Below are 23,125 nucleotides of genomic sequence, written 5' to 3'. Positions count from 1 at the left end.
GTTTATTTTTATTTAAAGATATAATATATTTTATACATAACTATCACATTTTTATCACCTTGGCTTTTATAATCCCATTTCAAGGGTAAACAAATATTGAGGAGTAACAGGATAGTTACCTACATCGATACCAAAGTTTGTGTCAGGACCACCCACTGCAGGATCTAAGCCACTATAATTTGTAATTGTCCATAAGTTGTTGGCAGAAACACCTAATCTAAATCTGGATAAACCTAATCTCTCAGTTAAGTCGGTAAAATCATAGGATAAGGCGAGACGTTGTAGCCTTACATAACTACCGTCCTCTATATACCAAGAATTTGCGGCTCCACTTGTACTTAGGTTGGTAGCACTTTCCCAAATTGGAGCAGCGGCATTATTACCTAATTCTGGAGTCCAAGAGCGCTTAGCGGCCTGTCCTTTTGCAGAACCTTCAAACGTTCCAAAGAAATCTGTGAACCATTTGGATTGGTTGAAGATTTCGTTACCAAATGTCGCGCTCCAGAATGATTCCAATGATACGTTTTTGTATCTAAGGTTTAAAGTTGCACCACCGGTAAAATCTGGCACGGCACTTCCAATAAAAGTTCTATCATCTGGTGTGATTGCACCATCTCCGTTTATATCCGCATAACGAAAACGGCCCAATCCCTTTCCGTCCTGGGCTGGTGAGTTGGCAACTTCTTCCTCACTATTAAAATAGCCTATCACTTCGTAACCGAAGAATGAGGAAATTGATTGGCCCACTGCGTTTCTAATTGGGAAAATACCTCTAAAACCAGGTCCGTCAAAGAACTCAAGTCCAGGAGCCAAGGCGGTAATTTCATTATTTAAAAAGCTACCGTTAACATTTACCATGAAGGTCAGGTCCTCAGTAAAGCTACCTCTACCGGTTATATCAATTTCAATACCTGAGTTGGCCATACTTGCAATGTTTACGGAAGGTGCAGAAGCAAAATTTCCAGTAACTCCAGCTAATGGCAATTGATATAATAAGTCATCGGTATCCTTTTCCCAGTATTCAAATATTAAATCTAATTTGTTGTTAAAGAAACTGGCATCAAATCCTACGTTAAAGGTTGTTGTAGTTTCCCATTTTGCATCTGGGTTTCCAATCCTACTTTGAGCAAAACCTTCGTCCGCACCACTGTTCTGTCCTTGAATAGGATACCATGTATTTCCTCTATTAGATGCAAACAGGGAGTATTGGTTGTTAGGATCAACGTTGTTTGAGTTGCCCATCTGGCCCCAACCTCCTCTGAACTTCAAATCACTAAAGATATTTTGATTTTGCATAAATGGCTCATCGATTACCCTCCATGCTGCTGAAACTGCAGGGAAAGTACCGTAACGATTATTTCCACCAAAACGGGAAGCTCCGTCTCTTCTTATGGTACCGGAAATTATATATTTTTCATTGAAACTATAATCCAATTTGCCAAAAGTAGAGAAGAAATTTACTCCGTTGAACAAAGTACTGTTAACTACAGGACTTTGTACTACACTTAAGTTTTGAAAGTCCAAATCTGTAGAAAAAGGGTTGATACCTGATCCAGAAATAAATCTACCTCTTCCGTTATTCAATGCTTCTATACCACCTAATAGTTTAACTCTATGCTTTCCAAATAATTTTTCATATGTAGCAGTATTTGTGAAAGTCCATTGGAAATTATAGCCACTACCTTCTGAGAAGGTATTACTGGCCTCTGGTTCTGAATCTCCCAAATAACGGAAGCCATAATTAACAAAATAATTATTATTGTAGGTGCCACCTAGGCTACTTCTAAGTGTAAGGCCTTCCAATGGTTTTAACAATAAATAAATATTTCCAAAACCACCAATATTATATGACTTATCATCGCCTGCATTTAGTGTTTGCTGACGTACGGGGTTTCTTGGGTTATTGAAACCAGTAGCCCTTGTACTGGCAAAACTGCCAAATTCATCTCTCACAGGAATGATGGTAGGCATACGATATGCAGATAAGATTACTGATTCTTCTGTAGCGCCATTAATACCTCCATTACCCCCAAAGCCTCCGACAACGGATCGATAGGTAACTTGGAAATTCTCACCTATAGATAACCATGGTGCTATATCCCATTCTGAATTAATTCTTGCACTATATCTTGTGAAATCATTGTTCAAAAGTACACCTGCCTGATTTTGTGCACCAATACCCATATAAAAACGACTGTTTTCGTTCCCTCCATCAAAACCTAAGGTAACTCTACTTAAAGGTGCCACTCTGGTCAATTCCTTGTACCAATTTGTGCCTTGTAAGTTAGGTCTAATCAAAAATACGTTATCTGGGTCTGCTTCGTAATTGGCTCTGATTTGTGCCAAATCGATATCCGATTCAAAAACACCATTTTGACCATCTGCATGCAGATAGTCGGGGAATCTTGGTGTAGGATTTGTACCATACTGTGGATGCGTGTATTGTGGTGCCGTACCATTTGCCCTCGCATTATTTTCATAGGCCAAATGGGTGTATTCCGCCATTTCCTGCGGATTTAAGTTTTGAGGAGCGCCGGATACATTTGGATCAAGTACACCACTTTGAATATTCAGTGATATTCTTGATTTACGATCAGACCGGCTACCTTGTTTTGTGGTATATACAATAACCCCGTTTGCAGCCCTAGCACCATAAATGGAAGCACCTGCAGCGTCCTTAAAAATTTGGGCACTTGCAATGTCATCAGGGTTTAAAAAGTCAACACTTTGGGTAGGTACACCATCTACAATATACAAAGGCTCGTTCCCGCCAAAGGCGTTAAAACCCCTAACCCTTACTTGGGAAGTTGTTCCTGGTTGGCCATTACTTATTACTGTTACACCGGCAACCCTACCAGCCAATTGCTGCTCAACATTACCAGACGGTATCGCTGCTAGGTCTTCGGCCGCGACAACAGAAACAGCAGCAGTTGTTTCCCTTTTTGTTTCAGTAGAATAACCCGTTACAATAACTTCATCCAATGCAGCAGCATCTTCCAGAAGTGTAACATTGATTGAGGAGCGGCCGTTAACGGCAACCTCCTGTCTTTGAAAACCAATATAGCTAAATACTAGTGTAGCTCCAGATTCGACGTTTAGGGTAAAGTTTCCGTCGAAATCAGTTTGGGTACCATTGGTAGTACCTTTTTCCACTACGTTGGCACCTGGTAGTGGGGTTCCGGTTTCATCCGTTACCGTACCGGTAACAGTGGACTGTAAAGTTTCGTCCAACACAATCTTGTAGTTGGCAGTTGTCGCATTTGCAGAAGCCAGTTGCACTCCTAAACAAATGACCATCGATAAAATCCCGGATTTAAAAAAGGAAAGACCTCTTTTGGATTTAACCGATTTGAAATCATGTTTTTGATTCATAATCCTTGTTGTTTGTTAGTTTAAATTAATCTCCTTGAGCTGGTTTTTAAAGGGTTTCCGTACGTGCCGGAAACTGTTAAAAAAAACCAAATTCAGCGTAATGATAACAAAATATTATGAAATATAAATAATGGACAATTCATTATTTTTTGAAAATAAGTATCAAAAATTTTCTTAAAATATTAGGTATATCCTATAATTGTCCGTCTTTATTGCCTTCAAAGAAATTTTAGGGTGTGGAAAATTATCAAATTGGTAATTTACGAATTTTAACATTATTGTCTCTTGCTGTGTCAATAATCGAACCTTTTCGCAGGTTTCAAACGTTATAGTTTGGGATTGTTTTGATAAAGAAGGTGGATTTTTTTACTGGATTTTTAGCGCTTCGTTTTACCTATTTGACATGCTAAAATCATGATTAAATCATTGTTGTGATTATTGGTAAAAAAAAGGAAGTGCTCGCCACCATCCTTAAGTTTTGTTTTCTTTCGAATTTGGGCCACGGTTTCCGGAAAATTTCTTGTAGTAATATTGGCCTTTTGAAAGCCAAGCCGCTTTATGGACTTTTTATTGTATGGAAACACTTTTGATATCTCAAAGGTTCTTCCGGGGAATGGAACCAAATCACCCGAAGTATATAAATGGGAGTGCTCCTGTAGTTTTTTTAATCCATACCTCTTGCCTACCAAATTGAAGGCTCCAGATTTCATGATGGCGGCATTGGGCTCGTATAAAAAGGAAAGTGGTTCAGAATATTCAGGGAAAGTAGTTTTTTCTTTCTCGCTAAAAAATTCAAAACTTTCCCTGGTATTCCCATTCAAATTGATCGCTTTTATCATAGGTTCTTCCTTATGATTTCTTTTTAGTTCCCAAAGAATCTCCTTCACCTCATTTTCAACACTTAAGATATGAACCCTATATACATTTTGTAATTGCTGGAGGCCCAAGGTTATATCCAGTAACGGCCCAGTCTTAATTAGGATATTATTGGATCTGGAAAAAAAAAGATGCATCCACCGGGTTACATCCGGTTCACAGTCTTGAAGAAAGTAAACCTTCTTATTGTTACTGTCCCTCCTAGAAGGATCAAGAAAGAGCCAATCGGTTGTATCTTGAAGGGTTTCCAGAAATTCAATACCATCCTTCGAAAAACAAGAAACATTTGTGATGCCAAGCTTCCTTAAATTATGTTCGGCGATTTCTGATAGCTCCTTGTTCTTTTCGATATGAAAAACAAGTTTGATCTTTTTTGAAAAGTAATAGGAGTCAACCCCAAATCCCCCGGTAAGGTCCGTAAGTGTATCTCCCGAAACTAAATCGGCCTTATATCTTGCGGTAGCCTCAGAGGATGTTTGGGAAATATTCAGCTTGTTTGCATAGTAAATGTTTTCGGTCCCAAACCAAGTTGGCAATTTCTTTTGGGATTTTTTTTTGGACTCAAGTTGTTCGACCAGTTCCCTATTTTCAATACCTGGGAATAAATTCTTTCCCAAAAGGACGGAGTGCACATCCGTATTCAAATTATGGTCGATAAATTCCTGTACCTCTGGATTTAGTAAGTTTAAGTTCAAATGGTGCTAAAGGTTTTCGGTAAGGGATTTGACAATCTTGTTTTCGGCCAAAAACTCTTTAAGGATAACCTTAATGGCCGTATAGCCGGGTACGGCAACGATCATGCCAACAACCCCGAACAATAGTCCAGCAATGATGATTACCAAAAAAATTTCTAAAGGGTGCGACTTTACACTATTGGAAAAAATGAAAGGCTGTGAGAAGAAATTATCCACCAACTGACCAATTGCCAGTCCGATTAGCACATAGCCCGTTTTTGGAAGGATTACCTCGCTAAAATCGGCTCCCAAGTTACTGGTCATGGTTAGGGTTATCATCAGGGCCCCACCGATCAGGGGTCCTATATATGGTATGATATTGAAGAGGGCGCACAAAAAGGCGATAACAATTGCATTCTCGATACCTACAATTAAAAGTACTATTGTATAGATGACAAAGAGGATAAATATTTGCAAGAGAAGCCCCACGAAGTATCTTGAAAGCAAGTTGTTGATTTTATCGATGGAGTTTACGGTACCAGTTTCCTTGGTTTTCGGAACAAATATGAGCAGGCCATTTTGAAAAAGCTTACTATCCTTAAGGAAGAAAAAGGAAATAAAAAGTACGGAGAACAAGCCTATGCTCGCAGAACTGAGGATGTCTAATAGGGAATTCAAGAAATTTGGCACAAATCCTATATCCAAGCCTTGGATGATATTTCTCTCAATTTCCGAATCCTGAAGTACATCTTCCACTACATTTGTGGAAAGGCCAAAATATTGGGTCGTTTTTAGATAAAGGGTATTGATGCTTTTCTGGAGTTCGTCTATATTGAGTAGAGATAGGTTTTTGCTCTGTTCCGTAATCAATGGTATGAATAGAGCCAAGATACCCGCTAAAATCCCTACCATGAGAATCATGGTAAGAATGACGGCCAACGTGTTGGGGAAATTCAACCTTCGTCTTAAAAAGAGTACAACGGGTCTTCCGATCAAGGCTATAACAGCGGCTGCAGCCAGATAGGCCAAAACGGAACGTATCATATAAAAAAAATAGAGCAGGAGAAGTATTCCCGTGATTATTCCCACTGCCCGTATTATCCCGTTGGCAATTGTCTTAGAAGTCATGGTCAATTTTTAAATACGTAGGACACAATATTCGCGCCCATTTGCAGGGCCTTTTTTCTTATTTCTTCCGGGTCGTTGTGTACGGCCGGATCTTCCCAACCATCCCCAAGATCAGATTCCAAAGTCAATAATAAAACTAGTCTATTGTTTTCAAATATTCCCATTGCCTGCGGTCTTTTGCCATCATGCTCGTGTATTTTGGGCAAGCCTTGTGGAAATTTGAACTCCTGTGAAAAAATAGGATGGTCCAGACCTATTTCCTCCAAGTCGCTATTTGGGAATAATTCCTCGATTTGGCCAATGATATATTCCCGCATTCCGTAGTTATCGTCAATATGTAAAAATCCACCGGAAAGGAGATAATCCCTCAAGTTTTCTTTTTCTTCCGAAGAAAAAACCACATTTCCATGGCCGGTCATATGTAAAAAGGGATATTGAAAAATGGAGTTGCTTCCCACTTCCACGGTTTCAGGTTTGGAATTTAGCCTGGTCCCAATAGTTGAATTGCAAAAAGCTATCAAATTGGGCAGGGCCGTTGGATTCGCGTACCAATCCCCACCACCTTGATATTTCAAAATGGCAATCTCCTGAGCTTTGGTCGATAAACCAAAACAGATTAACAGTAATAAAGTGACTAGTATTTTTTGCATGGGACTAAACCTATCTTTCAAAAATAAGCATTAAGTACAAATGAAACCGACATGATTATAATAATCCTTGAACACACAGCGTAATGGATTTAATCATCAAAGGTTATATGTGGAGCATGAAAACAATAAAAATAAACATATGAAAATGTGGCCTTGCAATAATTAACCATTATTGATCATGGCCACTGTGGTACAGGCCACAATTGCAGCGGTTTCCGTACGTAACCTATTTCTCCCCATGGAGACTGGAAGGTATCCCTGTTCTTTTGCCGCTTTAATTTCCCTAGTGGAAAAATCACCTTCCGGACCAATCAATATTGTAATGGGTTTGTCCGGGATTACGCGCCTTTTTAATTCATATTTTTCAGAATCATCGCAATGGGCGATAAATAGACCGCCTTCCCTAGGTATTTCAATAATCTCGTCGAAATTGGCCAAGTCGTTCAATTTGGGCAAATAGGCTTGCATCGATTGTTTCATGGCGGACTGTATTACCTTGGTATAACGGTCCAATTTTATTGTTTTCCGTTCCGAATGTTCACATAGGACAGGGGTGATTTCGTTTACACCTATTTCCGTAGCCTTTTCCAGGAACCATTCGAACCTATCGTTCATTTTGGTAGGTGCGACTATCATGTGGAGCCAATGATTTTTTAGATGTACTTTTTTTACGCCGGTAATCTCAACGGCACATTTTTTTGGATTGCTATCGGTAATTTTGGCACTGAGCATCAATCCTCTACCGTTCGTAATCAAGACTTCATCGTTCACTTTTTTTCTTAGAACACGTACCATATGTTTACTTTCTTCGGTATCAAAAGAAAATTGGGATGAAGTTTCGTCCAAATGGGGGTTATAGAATAGTTGCATGTTTAGGAGGTTAAGTGGTATCGGGCTTTGGCGGAAGTTTCCTGACCAGCAAATTGACCGGATTTGTATTTATAATATCCCACTATTCCGATCATACCTGCATTATCGGTACAAAATTCAAAATTGGGCACGTAGGTGGTCCAACCCAATGCTTTTTCGGCATCTTTTAAGGCCTTCCTAATTCCTGAGTTTGCGGAGACCCCGCCACCAATGGCAATTCTTTTAATTCCGGTTTTTTTGACGGCCTTTTTAAGTTTTCCCATAAGAATAGTGATAATGGTATATTGAATGGACGAACACAAGTCCTCCAGATTCTCCTCTATAAAGTTTTCATTTTGTGTCGTTTGTTTTTGAATGAAATAGAGGATACTCGTCTTGAGGCCGCTAAAACTAAAGTCTAGGTCTTTAACCTTGGGTATTGGGAATTCAAAGGCATATGGATTTCCGCTTACGGCATATTTATCTATCAGTGGTCCACCAGGGTAGGGGAGTCCAAGTATTTTGGCACTCTTGTCGAATGCCTCCCCAACGGCATCGTCCAAGGTTTGTCCCAAGATCTCCATATCAAAATAGTTGGTCACTTTTACAATTTGGGTATGCCCGCCACTAATGGTAAGGGCAAGGAAGGGAAACGAAGGGGGTTTCATATTTTCTGCCCTGATAAAATGTGCCAATATATGTGCCTGCATGTGATTTACTTCTATTAAAGGAATCCCTAGGGCCAGGGATAGTGATTTTGCAAAGGATGTGCCAACCAACAGCGAACCTAAAAGACCAGGTCCGCGTGTAAATGCTATGGCTGATAATTGATTTTTATCGATATTTGCTTTAGCTAGGGCTAGGCTGGTGATCGGGACAATATTTTGTTGATGGGCACGGGAAGCCAGTTCCGGTACGACCCCGCCATATTCCTCGTGAATTTTTTGGGAAGCGACCACATTGCTGAGCATGGTATCGTTTTTTAGTACCGCTACGGAAGTGTCGTCACAGGAGGATTCAATGGCCAGAATATAAATTGTTTCGTTTTGCAACGGGTTTGGAATAAAAATTGAAATACAAAGGTAAAACATAATAGCCCTATCAAAAAACTTAGAAAAATACTGGTTAGAACACTTTTGGTTCTATTGTTGACCTGTGTTTTGGGGACTATTGTACTCTCATTGCCTATTGTTCAGACCACACTTGCCAAGTATGCGACGGACTCAATAAACAAGGAGTTTGGTACCAATATCAATGTAGATAGATTACGGGTCTCCTTAATATCCTGGGATACTTCTCTTAATGGTATTTATGTGGAGGATTATAGGCGGGATACATTGTTTTATATCAACGAATTGAAAACTTCCATAGTCAGTATAGGCAATTTGGCAAAGGGACGGTTGGAGTTTGGAGACATTGAAATTGACGAACTGCATTTTAAACTTAAAACCTATTTTGGTGAGCAAGAGACCAATATAAATGTCTTTGTGGACAAACTGGATGATGGCAAGCCCAGGTCTCCTGGAACGCCGCCTTTCTTTTTCTCTTCGTCTTTTGTGGATATAGAAAACAGTAGGTTTCAATACATTGATGAAAACTTGGAGAACGAAGAAGCTTTGCATTTTAAGAATTTGAACATAGAGGCGAACGACTTTCAAATTCTTGGGCCGGAAGTAACCGCAGGTATCGATAAAATGTCCTTTTTGAGCAAAAGGGGAATCCTTGTCGAAAACTTAAAAACGGAGTTTAAATATACCAAGGAACAAATGCGATTTGATTCCCTTAAAATCAAGACGCCGCTTTCCAATCTTGATGGAACCATCGTCTTCAACTACAATAGGGAGGATTTTAAGGATTTCTTAAATAAGGTAAATGTAGTGGCCGATTTTGAGGAATCAACGGTTTCATTTGATGAAATCAATTTGGTTTATAACGAATTTGGACAAGGAAAAACAGCGACCCTTACCGCTAGTTTAAACGGTGTCCTGAACGATATAAACATTAATAATCTTTTTCTGGTTTCCGATAATACGGGGATAAGGGGGGATTTCAATTTTAAACACCTCTTTAATAAACAGGAATCCTTTATACTGGATGCGCACATGCGAAATGTAACCAGTAGCTACTACCAATTGAATGCCCTTTTGCCCAATTTGATAGGTAATTCGTTACCATCAACCTTCAGTAAGTTAGGACAGTTCACGATCCGGGGAGATGCGCTCGTTACGGATTCTTCCATTGATGCAAAAGTGAATCTAAATACCGCGGTTGGTAGTAGTTATTCTGATATTCTTTTGACCAATTTCAACAATATCGACAATGCCACTTACAGCGGGTTCATTTCCTTGATCGATTTTGATTTGGGTGAATTTGTAAATAGCAAAAGCTTTGGAAAAACCAATTTGGACTTTAATGTGGAAGGACAGGGATTCGTTACGGAAAAATTGAATACCGAGGTCATTGGGCAGATCTATTCAATTGAGTTCAATAATTATAATTATCAGGATATTAAAGTGTCCGGTATCTTAAAGGAACAATTGTTCGATGGTTCTTTGACGAGCAATGATGAAAACTTAAAGTTCAATTTTAAGGGTCTGGCCGATTTTGGAGAGGAAAGCAACAATTTCAATTTTAAGGCTTCCGTAGATTACGCGGATTTAAAACGACTGAATTTTATAAATGACAGTGTTTCCATTTTCAAGGGCGATGTAAGTATGAACATCCGTGGCAATACTCTGGACAACATCGTTGGTGACGTAAATTTTACCAAGACCAATTTTCAGAACAAGAACGATACCTACTACTTTGAGGATTTTACCGTTACCTCTTCCTTTGAAAGCGATTCTGTACGCGTAATCGACATCAATTCCCCGGACATTATCACGGGTTTTATGAAAGGAAACTTCCGCGTTAGGGAATTGGGCAAATTGGTGCAGAATTCAATTGGTAGTATTTACACCAATTATAGGCCCTTTAAGATTTCCGGCGGACAGAACCTGAGCTTCAATTTTAAGATATACAATAAGATTGTGGATGTGTTCTTTCCAGAAGTGAGGTTTGACCCCAATACGTTTATCCGCGGTAAAATAGTATCGGACGAAGGTGATTTTAAACTGAACTTTGAATCGCCCAGTATTGTGGCCTTTGGTAACGAGGCCGATAATATAGAGGTGCAGATAGACAATAAGAACCCCTTGTTCAACACCTATGTTTCCGTGGGCGACTTAAAGACGCCCTACTACGATGTCAAGGATTTCAATCTTATCAATACCACCTTGAAGGATACCCTATTTTTTAGGTCGGAATTTAAGGGAGGTAGTGAATATAACGACAGCTACAACCTTAACTTCTATCATACGTTCAATGCGAACAACAAGTCGGTTATAGGTCTAAAAACCTCGGATGTCAGTTTTAAGGGGAACAAATGGATTTTGAACAAGGACGGGAATACCAAAAACAAGGTGATTCTAAATAGGGCACTTGACAGTATTTCGATTGAGGAAATCGTCATGAACAACGATGAAGAGGAGCAGATTAGGTTGCGGGGACAATTGGCAGACTCTACCTATAAGGACCTTCAGCTTCAATTTAAAATTGTATCCCTAAACAAAATTACACCGGTAATAGACAGCCTGAAGTTGCAAGGGGAGGTTAACGGGAACCTGAACATACTACAAAAGGATGGCATATACCTACCTTCTTCCAATTTGAACATAGATCGATTTGCCATCAATGAAATGCCTATGGGGGATTTGGCCATAAGTATCGTGGGGAATAGGGATTTAACGGAGTTTCAGGTAAATTCACAACTGTCCGACAATGGTGTCGAGAAGTTTGGTGTTGTGGGCAAAATCGAGAATAAGGACGAAATGCCTACGGCCAACTTGGTAGCAAATTTCAATAAATTCCCACTAAATCCATTCAATCCCTTGGGCGAGGGCGTAATTGACCATATTCGGGGTAATCTAGAGGGGAGGGTCAACGTGACTGGACCCGTAGACAATCCAAACTTCAACGGATTAGTGACCTTGGAAAATGCTGGCATCGCCATACCGTATTTAAATGTTGACTATGCCTTTGCCCCAAGGTCAAGGGTACGGTTGGAAAACCAGACTTTTGATTTTGAGAATATTGCACTTTCTGATGTTGCCATGGGTACACGGGCCAATTTGGACGGCACCATCACCCATAGTTATTTTGACAATTGGGTATTAAATTTCAACGTGGACACCAATAATAATAGATTCTTGATCTTAAATACGGAGTTTAAGGAAGGTGATCTATATTATGGAACTGGCTATCTTAATGGTACGGGAAGAATTTATGGGCCAACAACGGCGTTGAACATAACCGTTGATGGAGAAACGGCCAGGGGAACTTCCTTGAAAATACCTTTAAGCGATGTTGCGAGTGTAGGGGACTACTCCTTTATCAATTTTGTGGAAAAGGATAAGGTCAATTCCATCGACGAACAACGGCAATTAAAGGATTACCAAGGACTGGAATTGGAATTCAATTTGGATGTTACCCCAGAAGCCGAGGTGGAAATAGTGACGGATACCAAAACAGGAAGTTCCCTAAAAGGTACCGGGGAAGGTATTCTTCTGATACAGATAAACACGAATGGCAAATTTGAAATGTATGGTGATTTTGTGGTGGTGACCGGGCAGTTCAGGTACAAATTTGGCGGCATAATAGATAAGACATTTGTCGTGGAGCCTGGGGGCCAGATAAACTGGAATCAAAAACCCTTAGAGGCCCAGTTGAATATGGAAGCGGTGTATTCACTAACCGCAAACCCTGCACCCCTGTTGGAAAATCAGGGATATACCCAAAGAATACCAACGGATGTGATCATTCAGTTGACCGGTGAACTTCAAAATCCAGATATTGAATTCGGTATAGATTTTCCGGGCACGAACTCCATTGTTAAATCTGAACTGGAGTATGCCTTACAGGATCCAACGGTGGCCGAGAAAAATGCCATATTCCTTTTGGCCCAAGGAAATTTTGTCAACGACCAGAGTGGAATCAACCAACAGGCCATTACGGGCAACTTGGTACAAAGCGCATCGGGTATATTGAATTCACTTTTGGGCGGCGGAAATGACAAGTTGAACTTTGGTTTGTCCTACGAACAAGGGTATCAAGGGGCCCAATTGGAAACGGACGATAGAATAGGCGTAACGGTCTCTACGCAAATATCAGATCGGGTATTGTTCAACGGTAAAGTAGGGGTTCCAGTGGGTGGAACCAGTGAAACCTTGGTTGCAGGGGATTTTGAAATTCAATTGCTGTTGAACGAGGAAGGAAGTCTGAGTGCAAAATTCTTCAGCAGGCAAAGTGAAATCCAGGCCTTCCTACCCGATCAACAAGGTTCTACTCAGGGCGCCGGGTTATCCTATGAAGTCGACTTTGATAGCTTTAAGGAACTGTTCAGGAAAATACTCAATAAGGATACAAAGCAGAATCCCCCAGGAGTCAAGATCATTGAGCCCCAAGAACCGCCTATTTCTGTAATGGGAAAGGATAGTTTGCTCAACTTTTATGCAAAACCAAAATCCTTCTAAATTCTTTTTTTGATTTCGGATTCATAGTCCAATGTTAATTAAATACAGGTTTAGGTCATTTTTTGGTTAAAATGTAACATCATTATGCTATTTCAGGGTTTTATGGTCAAAGTCATTGATCACACATTTCATAATTGAAAGAAGTTTTACTAATTTCGTTGGCTTAATTTTTCGGATGTCTTCAAACATAAAAAAAATAGCAGTGCTAACTTCTGGGGGTGATTCTCCCGGAATGAATGCGGCCATACGTTCGGTTGTAAGAACTTGCGCGTACATGAAGGTTGATTGTGTTGGAATCTATAGGGGTTATCAAGGAATGATAGAAGGGGATTTTAAGCCTATGGATGCCAGAAGCGTTAACAATATTATCAACAAGGGCGGTACTATATTGAAATCTGCCAGATGTACGGAATTTAGAACTCCAGAAGGCAGGAAAAAGGCCCATGACCAATTGGTCGCCGCAGGTATTGACGCTTTCGTCGTAATTGGTGGTGATGGTAGTTTTACCGGCGCAATGATTTTCAATAAGGAATTCAACTTCCCTATTATGGGAATCCCAGGAACCATAGACAACGATATTTTTGGAACAAGTTTTACCCTTGGTTTCGATACTGCATTGAATACAGTGGTCGATTGCATTGATAAGATAAGGGATACGGCCAGTTCCCACAACCGTTTGTTCTTCGTGGAAGTTATGGGCAGGGATGTTGGACATATCGCCTTAAATGCGGGTGTTGGCGCAGGTGCCGAGGAGATTTTGATTCCAGAGGAAAACCTAGGTTTGGATCGCTTGTTGGAATCTTTAAAGAGAAGTAAGGAGTCGGGGAAATCTTCAAGTATCGTTATTGTGGCCGAAGGTGACAAAACGGGTAAAAATGTGTTTGAGCTCAAAGAGTATGTTGAAAAACATCTTCCTATATATGATGTGAGGGTATCCGTATTGGGGCATATGCAACGTGGAGGCGCACCCTCTTGTTACGACCGCGTATTGGCCAGTAGAATGGGTGTAAAGGCCGTGGAATCCCTGCTGGAGGGAAAGACCAGTCTTATGGTTGGCGTACAGGATAATAAAATAACCCTTACGCCCATTAATAAAGCGATCAAAGGGCATACTAAAATAGACAAGGAACTTATCCGTGTCTCAGAAATAATGACAACTTAAAAATATAATCGATAAAAACAATAGAAAATGTCAAATTTGAAAATAGGAATTAACGGCTTTGGTAGAATAGGTAGATTGGTGTTTAGAACTACCGTAAAAAGAGGCGATGTAGATGTAGTCGCGATAAACGATTTATTGGACGTGGAGCACTTGGCTTACCTATTAAAATATGATTCCGTACATGGAAGGTTTGATGGTACTGTAGATGTGAAGGATGGGAACTTGATCGTGAATGGTAAGACGGTCAGGATTACCGCGGAAAGAGATCCTAAAAACTGCAAATGGGATGAAGTGGGAGCCACAATCGTAGCGGAGTGTACCGGTATTTTTACAACGTTGGAAACGGCTCAATATCACATAGATGGTGGTGCCAAGAAGGTAGTTATTTCTGCTCCTTCCAAGGATGCCCCAATGTTTGTAATGGGTGTAAACCATAAAGAACTAAAGGCATCTGATACCATTGTTTCAAATGCATCTTGTACTACGAACTGCCTTGCGCCCATGGCCAAAGTTTTGAACGATGCCTTTGGTATCGAGGAAGCTTTGATGACCACCGTTCATGCCACAACGGCTACACAAATGACGGTTGATGGTCCTTCCAGAAAGGATTGGAGAGGTGGCAGAAGTGCCATGTTGAATATTATTCCGGCCTCTACCGGGGCGGCAAAAGCCGTTACCAAAGTGATTCCCGCACTAGAAGGTAAACTTACAGGTATGGCCTTTAGGGTTCCAACTGCGGATGTTTCCGTAGTGGATTTGACAGTACGATTGGAAAAGGAAACTTCGTATGAAGAAATCAAGAAAGCGTTCAAAGCGGCTTCCGAAGGCGAGTTGAACGGCGTTTTGGGCTACACGGAAGAGGCTGTGGTTTCCCAGGATTTTATTGGTGAAACGAACACCAGTGTATTTGATGCCGATGCTGGCATAGAATTAAATTCCAAATTCTTTAAGTTGGTTTCTTGGTACGATAACGAATCAGGCTTCTCCAACAAAATGGTAGATTTGATGCAACACGTTAACAGCCTATAATAGGCAATTAGATTTATAATGATAATCCTGTGAATGAGGTATTTTTTCCTTATTTTCAGGATTATTTTTTAAACAGCAAGGCATGATTTTAATAGTGGATAGTGGAGCGACCAAATCTGATTGGATCGCATTGGATGAAAATGGTGATCAGCTCTTTTTGACCCAGACCCTAGGGTTGAGTCCGGAAGTTTTGACCAAGGATGTCATCGAGGATAGGTTGGCGAATAACTTTGAGCTTTCCAAGAATAGGGAAAAAGTTAGCCAATTGTTTTTTTATGGTGCCGGATGCGGTACGGACCGAATGAAAAATTTTCTCAAGGACATTTTCAAGGATTTTTTTCCAAATGCCGTAGCCGATGTCAAGGAAGATACCTATGCAGCCATATTTGCCACAACCAAGGTTGGGCAACAGGGAATTGTATGCATTTTAGGTACAGGTTCCAACTGCAGTTATTACGACGGAGAAAAATTACATCAGAAAGTAACCTCTTTGGGATATATTCCCATGGATGACGGCAGCGGGAATTTCTTTGGAAGAAAATTGATACGTGACTATTATTTCAATAAGATTCCCAAAGATCTTGCGAATAAATTTGCCAGCCAATACAATTTAGATGCAGATGTGATCAAGGATAATTTATACAAACAACCTAATCCTAATACGTATTTGGCAACCTTCGCCAGGTTTTTGATAGAAAATAAGAATCATCCGTATTCCAAGGGCGTTATAGATAAAGGCTTCCAGCAATTCATCAACAATTACATCATGCAGTTCGATTTGGCCACCAAAGTTCCCATTAATTTTGTGGGCAGTATAGCTTATTTTCTTAGGGATGAACTTACAACCGTGCTACAGCGCAATGATTTGATTGTTGGGGTGATTCGCCAAAAGCCCATCGAAGGCCTGGTCGTATTTCACAGGGAGAATATGTAACTATTAGAACTGTACGGCGATCATTGAGATTTCTACGTTTACAAATTTCGGTAGATTGGCTACTTCCACGGTTTCCCTTGCAGGCGCGGTATCTGGATTAAAATAAGAACCGTATACTTCGTTAACGTGGGCGAATTGGTTCATATCGCTCAAGAAAATAGCCGATTTTACAACATTTTCAAAGGTCATTCCAGCTTCTTGCAGAATGGCCTTTAGATTTTCCATGGATTGTTGGGTCTCTTTTTTGATGTCCCCCGTAACCAATTCACCTGTTTCTGGATTTAAGGGAATCTGTCCGGAAATATAAAGGGTATCCCCAATTAAAATAGCTTGGTTATAAGGTCCTATTGGCGCTGGAGCCTTTGTGGTATTTATTATTTTTTTCATAAAGTATGTTTTTTTAATTTCTAAAAGGCTGACTTCTATTTTCCCATTTGAGGTCACTCAAAATGGAGGCATCGATACCTATAAAAAAGTACCATCTCCTATATTCCCCAAAAGGAGTCCAATTGAATCGCATAGAAAAGCTTTTTAAGTCCCTCTGAAATCGTAATTGGGTCAAGGTAAAACCTTTGTTCTTAAAATCATAACCAGAAGATCCGCCCACTTTCCATCGCGGCGATAGTTCTATGTCTCCAGAAAACATTAACGAATGCGCGCTAAACTCGTTTTGTCTTGCACTGTTTAGATAGGTTGCAGAATAGGCCAACCTAAAATTCCAGGGTATTTTGGTCCCATAAACAGGGTTCTCCACATCCCCCTTTTCCCTGTCTTCCCTAGGATTGTCCCTAAAGCTATCGGCCCGACCAAAAAGATCGTCCGTTCTACCCCCACTCTGGGCAACATAATCAAAAGGATCCTCTTCCTCTTCCTCCTCTTCTTCTTTCTTCTTTTGGAACATCTTGCTGTCTATGGAATAGGAAACGTTCATGTTGGCACGTGTCAATCGAAATAGACTTCCTCCATTATCGATGTTCCATGTATCGATTCGCCTTCCATTATTGTCAATAGCATAGGGGTCTAGACCGGCAGCGAAGTTAATGGACATTTTGTTGTTCAGGATATTGGTTCCCCCATTTATATTCAAGGGGCTCAGGCGCAGGGAATCGGCCTCTAAATTGTAGGCCGTTGATATATTAAAATTGCTCAATAAGGGTATTTTTTTTGGTTCCGTTTTTGTGGAATCCTTGTCCCTGATCTTTGCCTCCAGTACATTATTTAAAGCAAGACTTAGGCTGTTGGAGCGCCCTAACCGTGGCGCGCCGTTCAGGGTCCCGTCAAACCTACTATATTGCACCACACGGCCTTCACCGTTGATTCCTTCCTCATATTCATCATAGAATTGTTCAAATGAAGGGGCATAACCATAACTTATCGTTGGCCTAAGCACGTGTCTAATGGCCTGTATCTTTTTGTCCTCGCCAAAATTGAACGTACCGTACAGCGTAGTGCCTATACTTGCATTTAAGTTATACTGATTGTAACGGTCAAACCCGGCTACGCTATCCACAACCACACGTTCCGTTTCCGGATCAAAGCTTCTTTCATAGGTTTCCATCGTCCATACATCCTCATAATTCCCTCCCATAGTAACGCTAAAGTATTTGGCAATTTTAAAATTGGTACTGATGGGAATGCGGTGCCTTGCCCCAATTCTGGCGTTATCGAACATGCTTCCGGTTAAAAAGTCCTCATCATTCGTTGTGAGCCTATTCTGTGCATTTACGTCGTATTGGAAGTTGATATTCTGTATAGCCCCTTTTTTAATGCCATCCCTTTTGGCGAATGGAAAAATACGCTCCATGCTTGCTTGAAAGGTTGGTAAGGTCATGTTAATATTGTCCCTGTTGGTCGTCGTAGCCGTTGGTGAGGTTAATTGGGAGTGCGTTGCGGTTACACTTAGGTTTACAGAGGGGTATGCGGGAAACGTTTTGGAATAGGATATGGAAGAGGAAAGTGTATTGTTTTGCGTGTTGGGCAAATTGCGTTGCTGTAATGAATTTCTATAATACTCGCTACTCCCCAAATTGACGGATGCTGAAAACCTGGAATTGGGGCTCGCCTTTTGATCTTGGGAATGGGAAAATTGTAAATTCCAGTTTTTTGATAGACTATAATCGCTAAAGCCCTTTTGACTTGTCACCAGGTTTTCGTATCTAAAATTGACGTTTCCCCTGTATTTATAGCGTTTAGTGTATATGGAAGCAGTTCTAAAGCCCCAACTTCCGTTCGTGTAAAAATCCCCCGAAAACTCCACATTGGCGTAATCTCCCAACGGAGCGTAGTATCCAAAATCCTGTAAAAAGTAACCCCTGTCAGGATCGTTTCCAAAAGTGGGCATTAAGACTCCTGGCGCACTTCCTACGGATAATGGAAAATACGCGAAAGGCATGGCGATGGGCGTGGGAACATCGGCTATGTAAAGGTTGCTAAACCCCGCAATCACCTTTTTCTTTGGTACGAACTTTGCCTTTCGCACCCTAATGTAATAATCTGGGTTAATGGTATCTTCGGCAGTCGTTATTTTTGCCTCGCTGAGAAAATAGACGGAGTCGTTCTCCTTTTTTGTGATTTCCGCATAGACCTTCATGGCGTCGCTCCCCAGTTGGCCTGCTGCTGCCTGTTGTTCGGTCCTGGAATTCCAAATAATGGCTTTTTGCGTATCGAAATTAAAACGGATCGAATCCGGTATTACCACATTGGAACCCTGTTTAAAATAGGGAAGTTGGGTGTAATTGCCCACGGAATCCTTTATCCTGCCAGCATATACTTCGTTTTTGACATAATCCATAATGATGATACCGGCCTTCAATTCGGTATCCTGGTAATGGATTTCAGCCTCATTGTACAAGTAGATTTTGTTCTCCCGCTGGCTTAATTTAACATAGTCCTTGGCCTTGTAGGTTATGTTGTCCAATAAAACAGGAGGTTTTTTATTCAGGGAATCTCGTTGCAAGGAATCCCTCAAAATGGTATCGTTAACGATTGGTTTGGGGAGAAGGGGTGCTACAATGGAATCTCTTTCTGCCTTAATCTCCAGGGGGACTACCTTGCCCTCTTGTGCTGTTACGAAAAATACACCAACAAAAAGTAGGAATAGGAAAAGTACGTTCTGTTTATTTGATTGCAAGGCTATATATCCTATTTTTGTAAAGGTTTGTCAATCTAGAAGCCATGAGATTCAGATGCCAAACTTACATATATTTTTTATTCTCTTTATAGGGTGTTACCATAAATTTAACCATATAGAGAGCTAGAGGAACCTAATTAGAATATGAAAATCAACTCACTAATCGCCTTCTTTTTTTCATTGTTTTTTCTGCCTTTGCAGGCAGTTCCCTTAGAGGATGGGAAGAAGTCTACCGTTGACCCATTTGTTGTAGTGTTGGACGCCGGTCATGGGGGGGCATGATCCAGGGAATTTGGGCAACGGATATCTTGAAAAGAACATTGCCCTTAATATTGTGCTTAAAGTGGGTGAACTTCTTTCTGCAAACAAGGACATTAAGGTAATTTATACTAGAAAGGACGATACGTTCGTGGATTTATTTGTAAGAGGGGAAATTGCCAACAAGGCCAATGCCGATCTTTTTGTTTCGGTGCATTGTGACTCGCATTCCTCCGATGCCCATGGAGCTGGAACGTTTGTTTTGGGGCTACATGCGAACAAGCAGAATTTTGAAATTGCAAAAAAGGAAAACTCCGTAATTTACTTAGAGGATAACTACGAAATCCGTTATGCGGATTATGATATCAATTCTCCTGAATCGGTTATTGGACTTACCATTATGCAGGAAGAATTTTTGGACCAAAGTATCGCCTTGGCAAAAAATATTCAGGATAACATGTCGGGGAGGTTAAAAAGGGTCGATAGAAAGGTAAAACAAGCCGGTTTTATTGTGCTCCACCAAACCTTTATGCCGAGTGTGTTGGTGGAAACAGGTTTTCTCACCAACAAGGAAGAAGGTGCCTATTTGAATTCCAAAAAAGGGCAATCCGAAATGGGAACGGCCATCGCGGACGCTATTCTAAAATACAAGGCCGATGTGCAGGGAGGGTCCCAAACTACCCAAGTAACGAGCAGTGAAGCACCTGAAATACAAATAAAAGACGAAGGTACTGCGGTCGCTGCGGTTATTGTTCCTAAGGAGAAAACATCGGAAATTAAAGAAGCTAATATACCGGAAACGGTTGAGCGTAAAAAGGAGGAATTGGCCGTACCCGAACTAAAAGAGAAGGTTGGGGAAACGATGGATGAAAATGCCATTATCTATAAAGTCCAGTTAATGGCAAGTAGTAAGGATTTGGCTTTGACACCGGAAAATTTCAAAGGGCTGCCCCAAATCACGAAGGAACCTTACAATAGTCTATACCGATATATGTATGGGGCTACCCAATCCTATAGAGAGGCAAAAATGCTTCAGTCAAAGGCTGCTAGGTCCGGTTATTCTTCAGCGTATATTGTTGCTTATAGAAAGGGGGAAAGAGTTTCGATACCCAAGGAGGTGGAAGAGGAATCCCAATAAAATCCTTTGGTATGCTATTTATTCCTAATTTTGTTAGAAACATAAAATTGATTGCTTGAAACTATCCAGGGAAATTAAGACCGGAATTATTGTGATTGGAGGAATACTCCTGTTCATATTGGGGTTTAGCTATTTAAAATCAACACCTCTTTTTGATAACAGTAAAACCTTGTATGCCGTTTATCCAGATGTAGGGGGCCTTCAAGCAGGTACCGCCGTTTCTATCAACGGATTTGGAGTGGGAAAGGTAAACGACATAAAATTTAAGGACGCCCAAGGCAATTTGGTCGTCACATTTACGGTAAGCAGTGATTTTAAATTCTCCAAAAACAGTACCGTTGAATTATATGACACGGGAATAATTGGGGGAAAGGGCCTACAGATTACCCCGGTTTTCGATGGAGCGGAAACCGTAAAATCAGGCGATACCCTTGCTACTGAAACAAGACCGGGCCTAACGGAACTTGCCCAGGAAAAACTTACACCCTTGTTCAGGAAATTTGAATCGGCAGTTTCGGATGCGGATTCTGTTCTGATTAGCGTGAACGAGGTTCTGGATACCAAAACCAAAAAGGATTTGCAGACCGCTATAAATGGGCTTAGCGAGCTTATGGCCAGCCTCAATGGCAGTGCCAAGGTATTGAACGATATTTTGGCCAACAACGAAAAAAAACTGGATAGTTCCCTTACCAATTTTGAAACCCTAACCTATAATTTTGCCATGCTTTCGGATACCTTGAACAACGCTGGTCTGGGAAGGACATTTGCTAGTTTGGAAACTACAATGTCCAATTTGGACAAGGTCATCTCTAAAATTGATAAGGGTGATGGCACATTAGGCAAGTTGATGAACGACAAGGAGTTGTATACCAATTTAACCGATGCTTCAAAGGAGTTGGATTTGTTGCTCCAGGATTTTAGACTGAATCCAAAACGATATGTAAATGTGTCCGTTTTCGGTAAAAAACAGAAGGAATATGAAGTTCCAGAAGATGACCCTGCCGCTAAAATAGAATAAATCGAATGCAGTATTTACCCAATATCCTTTTTGTAGTGGTTCTTCTTATAGGAACCGGTTATTTCGCCAAAAACGTTGGAAAACTTAGGCGGAACATATTATTGGGAAAGGATACGGACGTCTCGGATGATAGACCCACACGATGGCGTAACATGCTCCGGATTGCTTTTGGTCAATCCAAAATGGTAGTGCGTCCTGTGGCAGGATTACTTCATGTGATTGTCTATGTTGGTTTTGTCATCATCAATATAGAAGTATTGGAAATTGTGATTGACGGAATCTTTGGGACGCATAGGGTATTTTCCGGTTTAGGCCCTGTTTATGATTTTTTGATAGCATCCTTTGAGATTCTGGCGTTCTTGGTGATTATATCGGTTGTAGCTTTTTGGGTGCGAAGAAATATAATCAAGCTTCAGCGTTTCCTAAAGCCTGAAATGAAGGGTTGGCCTAAAAAGGATGGAAACCTTATCCTGTACATTGAACTAGTTTTGATGTTTTTGTTCCTGACAATGAATGCGGCAGATTTCCGTTTGCAACAGTTGGGAGCGGAACATTATCTTCAGGCAGGTAGTTTTCCAGTGAGCCAGTATATATCAAATTGGTTCATCGGAATGGATATTCCTAGTTTGATATTTTTGGAGCGAACGGCTTGGTGGTTGCATATAGTAGGTATCCTCTTCTTTTTAAATTATCTATATTTTTCGAAGCATCTGCACATTCTTTTGGCGTTTCCAAATACGTTTTATGGGAAATTGGGTCCTAAAGGAAAGTTCAATAATTTGGAGGCTGTAACCAGAGAGGTTAAATTAATGATGAACCCTAATGTAGACCCATTTGCTGCGCCCGACGATGCAGGGGATGTGCCTTCCAAATTTGGGGCATCCGATGTTATGGATTTAAGTTGGGTGCAGTTGCTGAATGCTTACACCTGTACAGAATGTGGACGATGCACGAGTGAATGCCCTGCCAATCAGACCGGAAAAAAATTGTCTCCTAGGAAAATCATGATGGATACCCGTGACCGATTGGAGGAAGTAGGAAAAATTCTGGATGCCAATAAGGGAGAATTCAAAGAGGACGGTAAACAATTGTTGGACGATTATATTACCCGCGAAGAGTTGTGGGCCTGTACGTCCTGCAACGCCTGCGTTGAGGCTTGTCCGGTAAGTATAGACCCTTTGTCCATTATCATGGATATGAGGCAGTATTTGGTGATGGAGCAATCCGCTGCGCCCTCAGATCTAAACAACATGATGGGTAATATTGAGAACAATGGGGCTCCTTGGCCATTCAATCAAATGGACAGGTTAAATTGGAGCAAGGAATCATAAAGAACT

General features: G+C 40.8%; 14 protein-coding genes and 1 pseudogene. 7 read left to right on the top strand and 8 right to left on the bottom strand.

Going from position 1 to position 23,125, the window contains the following annotated elements; genetic code table 11:
• Positions 1-66 precede the first annotated feature (66 nt).
• The 6 genes from DZC72_RS14420 to tsaD form a co-directional block, all read right to left on the bottom strand.
• Complete coding sequence (locus DZC72_RS14420; RefSeq protein ID WP_125223603.1) at positions 67-3,372, bottom strand: SusC/RagA family TonB-linked outer membrane protein; 3,306 nt, start codon at positions 3,370-3,372, stop codon at positions 67-69.
• A 377-nt stretch (positions 3,373-3,749) separates the two neighbouring features.
• A complete protein-coding gene (locus tag DZC72_RS14415; protein WP_125223602.1) occupies positions 3,750-4,943 on the bottom strand; it encodes a THUMP-like domain-containing protein in 1,194 nt (397 codons plus the stop codon).
• A gap of 6 nt (positions 4,944-4,949) precedes the next feature.
• Positions 4,950-6,050 (bottom strand): AI-2E family transporter, encoded by a 1,101-nt coding sequence (locus tag DZC72_RS14410; protein ID WP_125223601.1) that lies wholly within the window; start codon positions 6,048-6,050, stop codon positions 4,950-4,952.
• A gap of 2 nt (positions 6,051-6,052) precedes the next feature.
• Positions 6,053-6,700 carry a DUF4159 domain-containing protein gene (locus DZC72_RS14405; protein WP_125223600.1) on the bottom strand — a complete coding sequence of 216 codons (648 nt, stop codon included), beginning with the start codon at positions 6,698-6,700 and terminating at the stop codon, positions 6,053-6,055.
• A 162-nt stretch (positions 6,701-6,862) separates the two neighbouring features.
• Positions 6,863-7,570, bottom strand: a complete 708-nt coding sequence (locus DZC72_RS14400; RefSeq protein ID WP_125223599.1) for a 16S rRNA (uracil(1498)-N(3))-methyltransferase — start codon at positions 7,568-7,570, stop codon at positions 6,863-6,865.
• A gap of 2 nt (positions 7,571-7,572) precedes the next feature.
• Positions 7,573-8,640, bottom strand: coding sequence for a tRNA (adenosine(37)-N6)-threonylcarbamoyltransferase complex transferase subunit TsaD (gene tsaD, locus DZC72_RS14395; protein ID WP_394340654.1), 1,068 nt, complete (start codon positions 8,638-8,640; stop codon positions 7,573-7,575).
• Between the two features lie 69 nt (positions 8,641-8,709).
• On the opposite strand from tsaD, the gene DZC72_RS14390 reads away from it, so the two are divergent.
• The 4 genes from DZC72_RS14390 (at position 8,710) to DZC72_RS14375 (ending at position 16,244) form a co-directional block, all read left to right on the top strand.
• Positions 8,710-13,119: a translocation/assembly module TamB domain-containing protein gene (locus tag DZC72_RS14390; protein WP_243641752.1), complete on the top strand. Its 4,410-nt coding sequence runs from the start codon at positions 8,710-8,712 to the stop codon at positions 13,117-13,119.
• 175 nt (positions 13,120-13,294) lie between these two features.
• Positions 13,295-14,281 carry a 6-phosphofructokinase gene (gene pfkA / locus DZC72_RS14385; protein ID WP_125223597.1) on the top strand — a complete coding sequence of 329 codons (987 nt, stop codon included), beginning with the start codon at positions 13,295-13,297 and terminating at the stop codon, positions 14,279-14,281.
• Between the two features lie 27 nt (positions 14,282-14,308).
• On the top strand, positions 14,309-15,310 hold the full coding sequence (gene gap, locus DZC72_RS14380) for a type I glyceraldehyde-3-phosphate dehydrogenase (RefSeq protein ID WP_125223596.1): 1,002 nt from the start codon (positions 14,309-14,311) through the stop codon (positions 15,308-15,310).
• 82 nt (positions 15,311-15,392) lie between these two features.
• Positions 15,393-16,244: an N-acetylglucosamine kinase gene (locus tag DZC72_RS14375; protein WP_125223595.1), complete on the top strand. Its 852-nt coding sequence runs from the start codon at positions 15,393-15,395 to the stop codon at positions 16,242-16,244.
• Between the two features lie 3 nt (positions 16,245-16,247).
• Here DZC72_RS14375 and DZC72_RS14370 read toward each other — a convergent pair whose 3' ends face one another.
• Complete coding sequence (locus DZC72_RS14370) at positions 16,248-16,631, bottom strand: RidA family protein (protein ID WP_125223594.1); 384 nt, start codon at positions 16,629-16,631, stop codon at positions 16,248-16,250.
• Positions 16,632-16,644: 13 nt separating this feature from the next.
• Complete coding sequence (locus DZC72_RS14365) at positions 16,645-19,374, bottom strand: putative LPS assembly protein LptD (protein WP_125223593.1); 2,730 nt, start codon at positions 19,372-19,374, stop codon at positions 16,645-16,647.
• 144 nt (positions 19,375-19,518) lie between these two features.
• Here DZC72_RS14365 and DZC72_RS14360 point away from each other — a divergent pair.
• From DZC72_RS14360 to DZC72_RS14350, 3 genes and pseudogenes are all read left to right on the top strand, one after another.
• Positions 19,519-20,770 (top strand): annotated as a pseudogene (locus tag DZC72_RS14360) (N-acetylmuramoyl-L-alanine amidase family protein).
• Positions 20,771-20,825: 55 nt separating this feature from the next.
• A complete protein-coding gene (locus DZC72_RS14355; RefSeq protein WP_125223592.1) occupies positions 20,826-21,788 on the top strand; it encodes an MlaD family protein in 963 nt (320 codons plus the stop codon).
• Positions 21,789-21,793: 5 nt separating this feature from the next.
• Positions 21,794-23,119, top strand: a complete 1,326-nt coding sequence (locus DZC72_RS14350; protein WP_125223591.1) for a (Fe-S)-binding protein — start codon at positions 21,794-21,796, stop codon at positions 23,117-23,119.
• Positions 23,120-23,125: the final 6 nt, after the last annotated feature.

Source organism: Maribacter algicola (assembly GCF_003933245.1).
Taxonomy (GTDB): domain Bacteria; phylum Bacteroidota; class Bacteroidia; order Flavobacteriales; family Flavobacteriaceae; genus Maribacter; species Maribacter algicola.
This window is presented reverse-complemented; position numbering and strand designations above follow the sequence as displayed.

Excerpts from the sequence above, each read along its gene's own strand:
- DZC72_RS14420 (WP_125223603.1), bottom strand. The coding sequence starts at position 3,372 with ATGAATCAAAAACATGATTTCAAATCGGTTAAATCCAAAAGAGGTCTT.
- DZC72_RS14410 (WP_125223601.1), bottom strand. The coding sequence starts at position 6,050 with ATGACTTCTAAGACAATTGCCAACGGGATAATACGGGCAGTGGGAATA.
- DZC72_RS14405 (WP_125223600.1), bottom strand. The coding sequence starts at position 6,700 with ATGCAAAAAATACTAGTCACTTTATTACTGTTAATCTGTTTTGGTTTA.
- DZC72_RS14400 (WP_125223599.1), bottom strand. The coding sequence starts at position 7,570 with ATGCAACTATTCTATAACCCCCATTTGGACGAAACTTCATCCCAATTT.
- tsaD (WP_394340654.1), bottom strand. The coding sequence starts at position 8,640 with ATGTTTTACCTTTGTATTTCAATTTTTATTCCAAACCCGTTGCAAAAC.
- pfkA (WP_125223597.1), top strand. The coding sequence starts at position 13,295 with ATGTCTTCAAACATAAAAAAAATAGCAGTGCTAACTTCTGGGGGTGAT.
- gap (WP_125223596.1), top strand. The coding sequence starts at position 14,309 with ATGTCAAATTTGAAAATAGGAATTAACGGCTTTGGTAGAATAGGTAGA.
- DZC72_RS14375 (WP_125223595.1), top strand. The coding sequence starts at position 15,393 with ATGATTTTAATAGTGGATAGTGGAGCGACCAAATCTGATTGGATCGCA.
- DZC72_RS14370 (WP_125223594.1), bottom strand. The coding sequence starts at position 16,631 with ATGAAAAAAATAATAAATACCACAAAGGCTCCAGCGCCAATAGGACCT.
- DZC72_RS14350 (WP_125223591.1), top strand. The coding sequence starts at position 21,794 with ATGCAGTATTTACCCAATATCCTTTTTGTAGTGGTTCTTCTTATAGGA.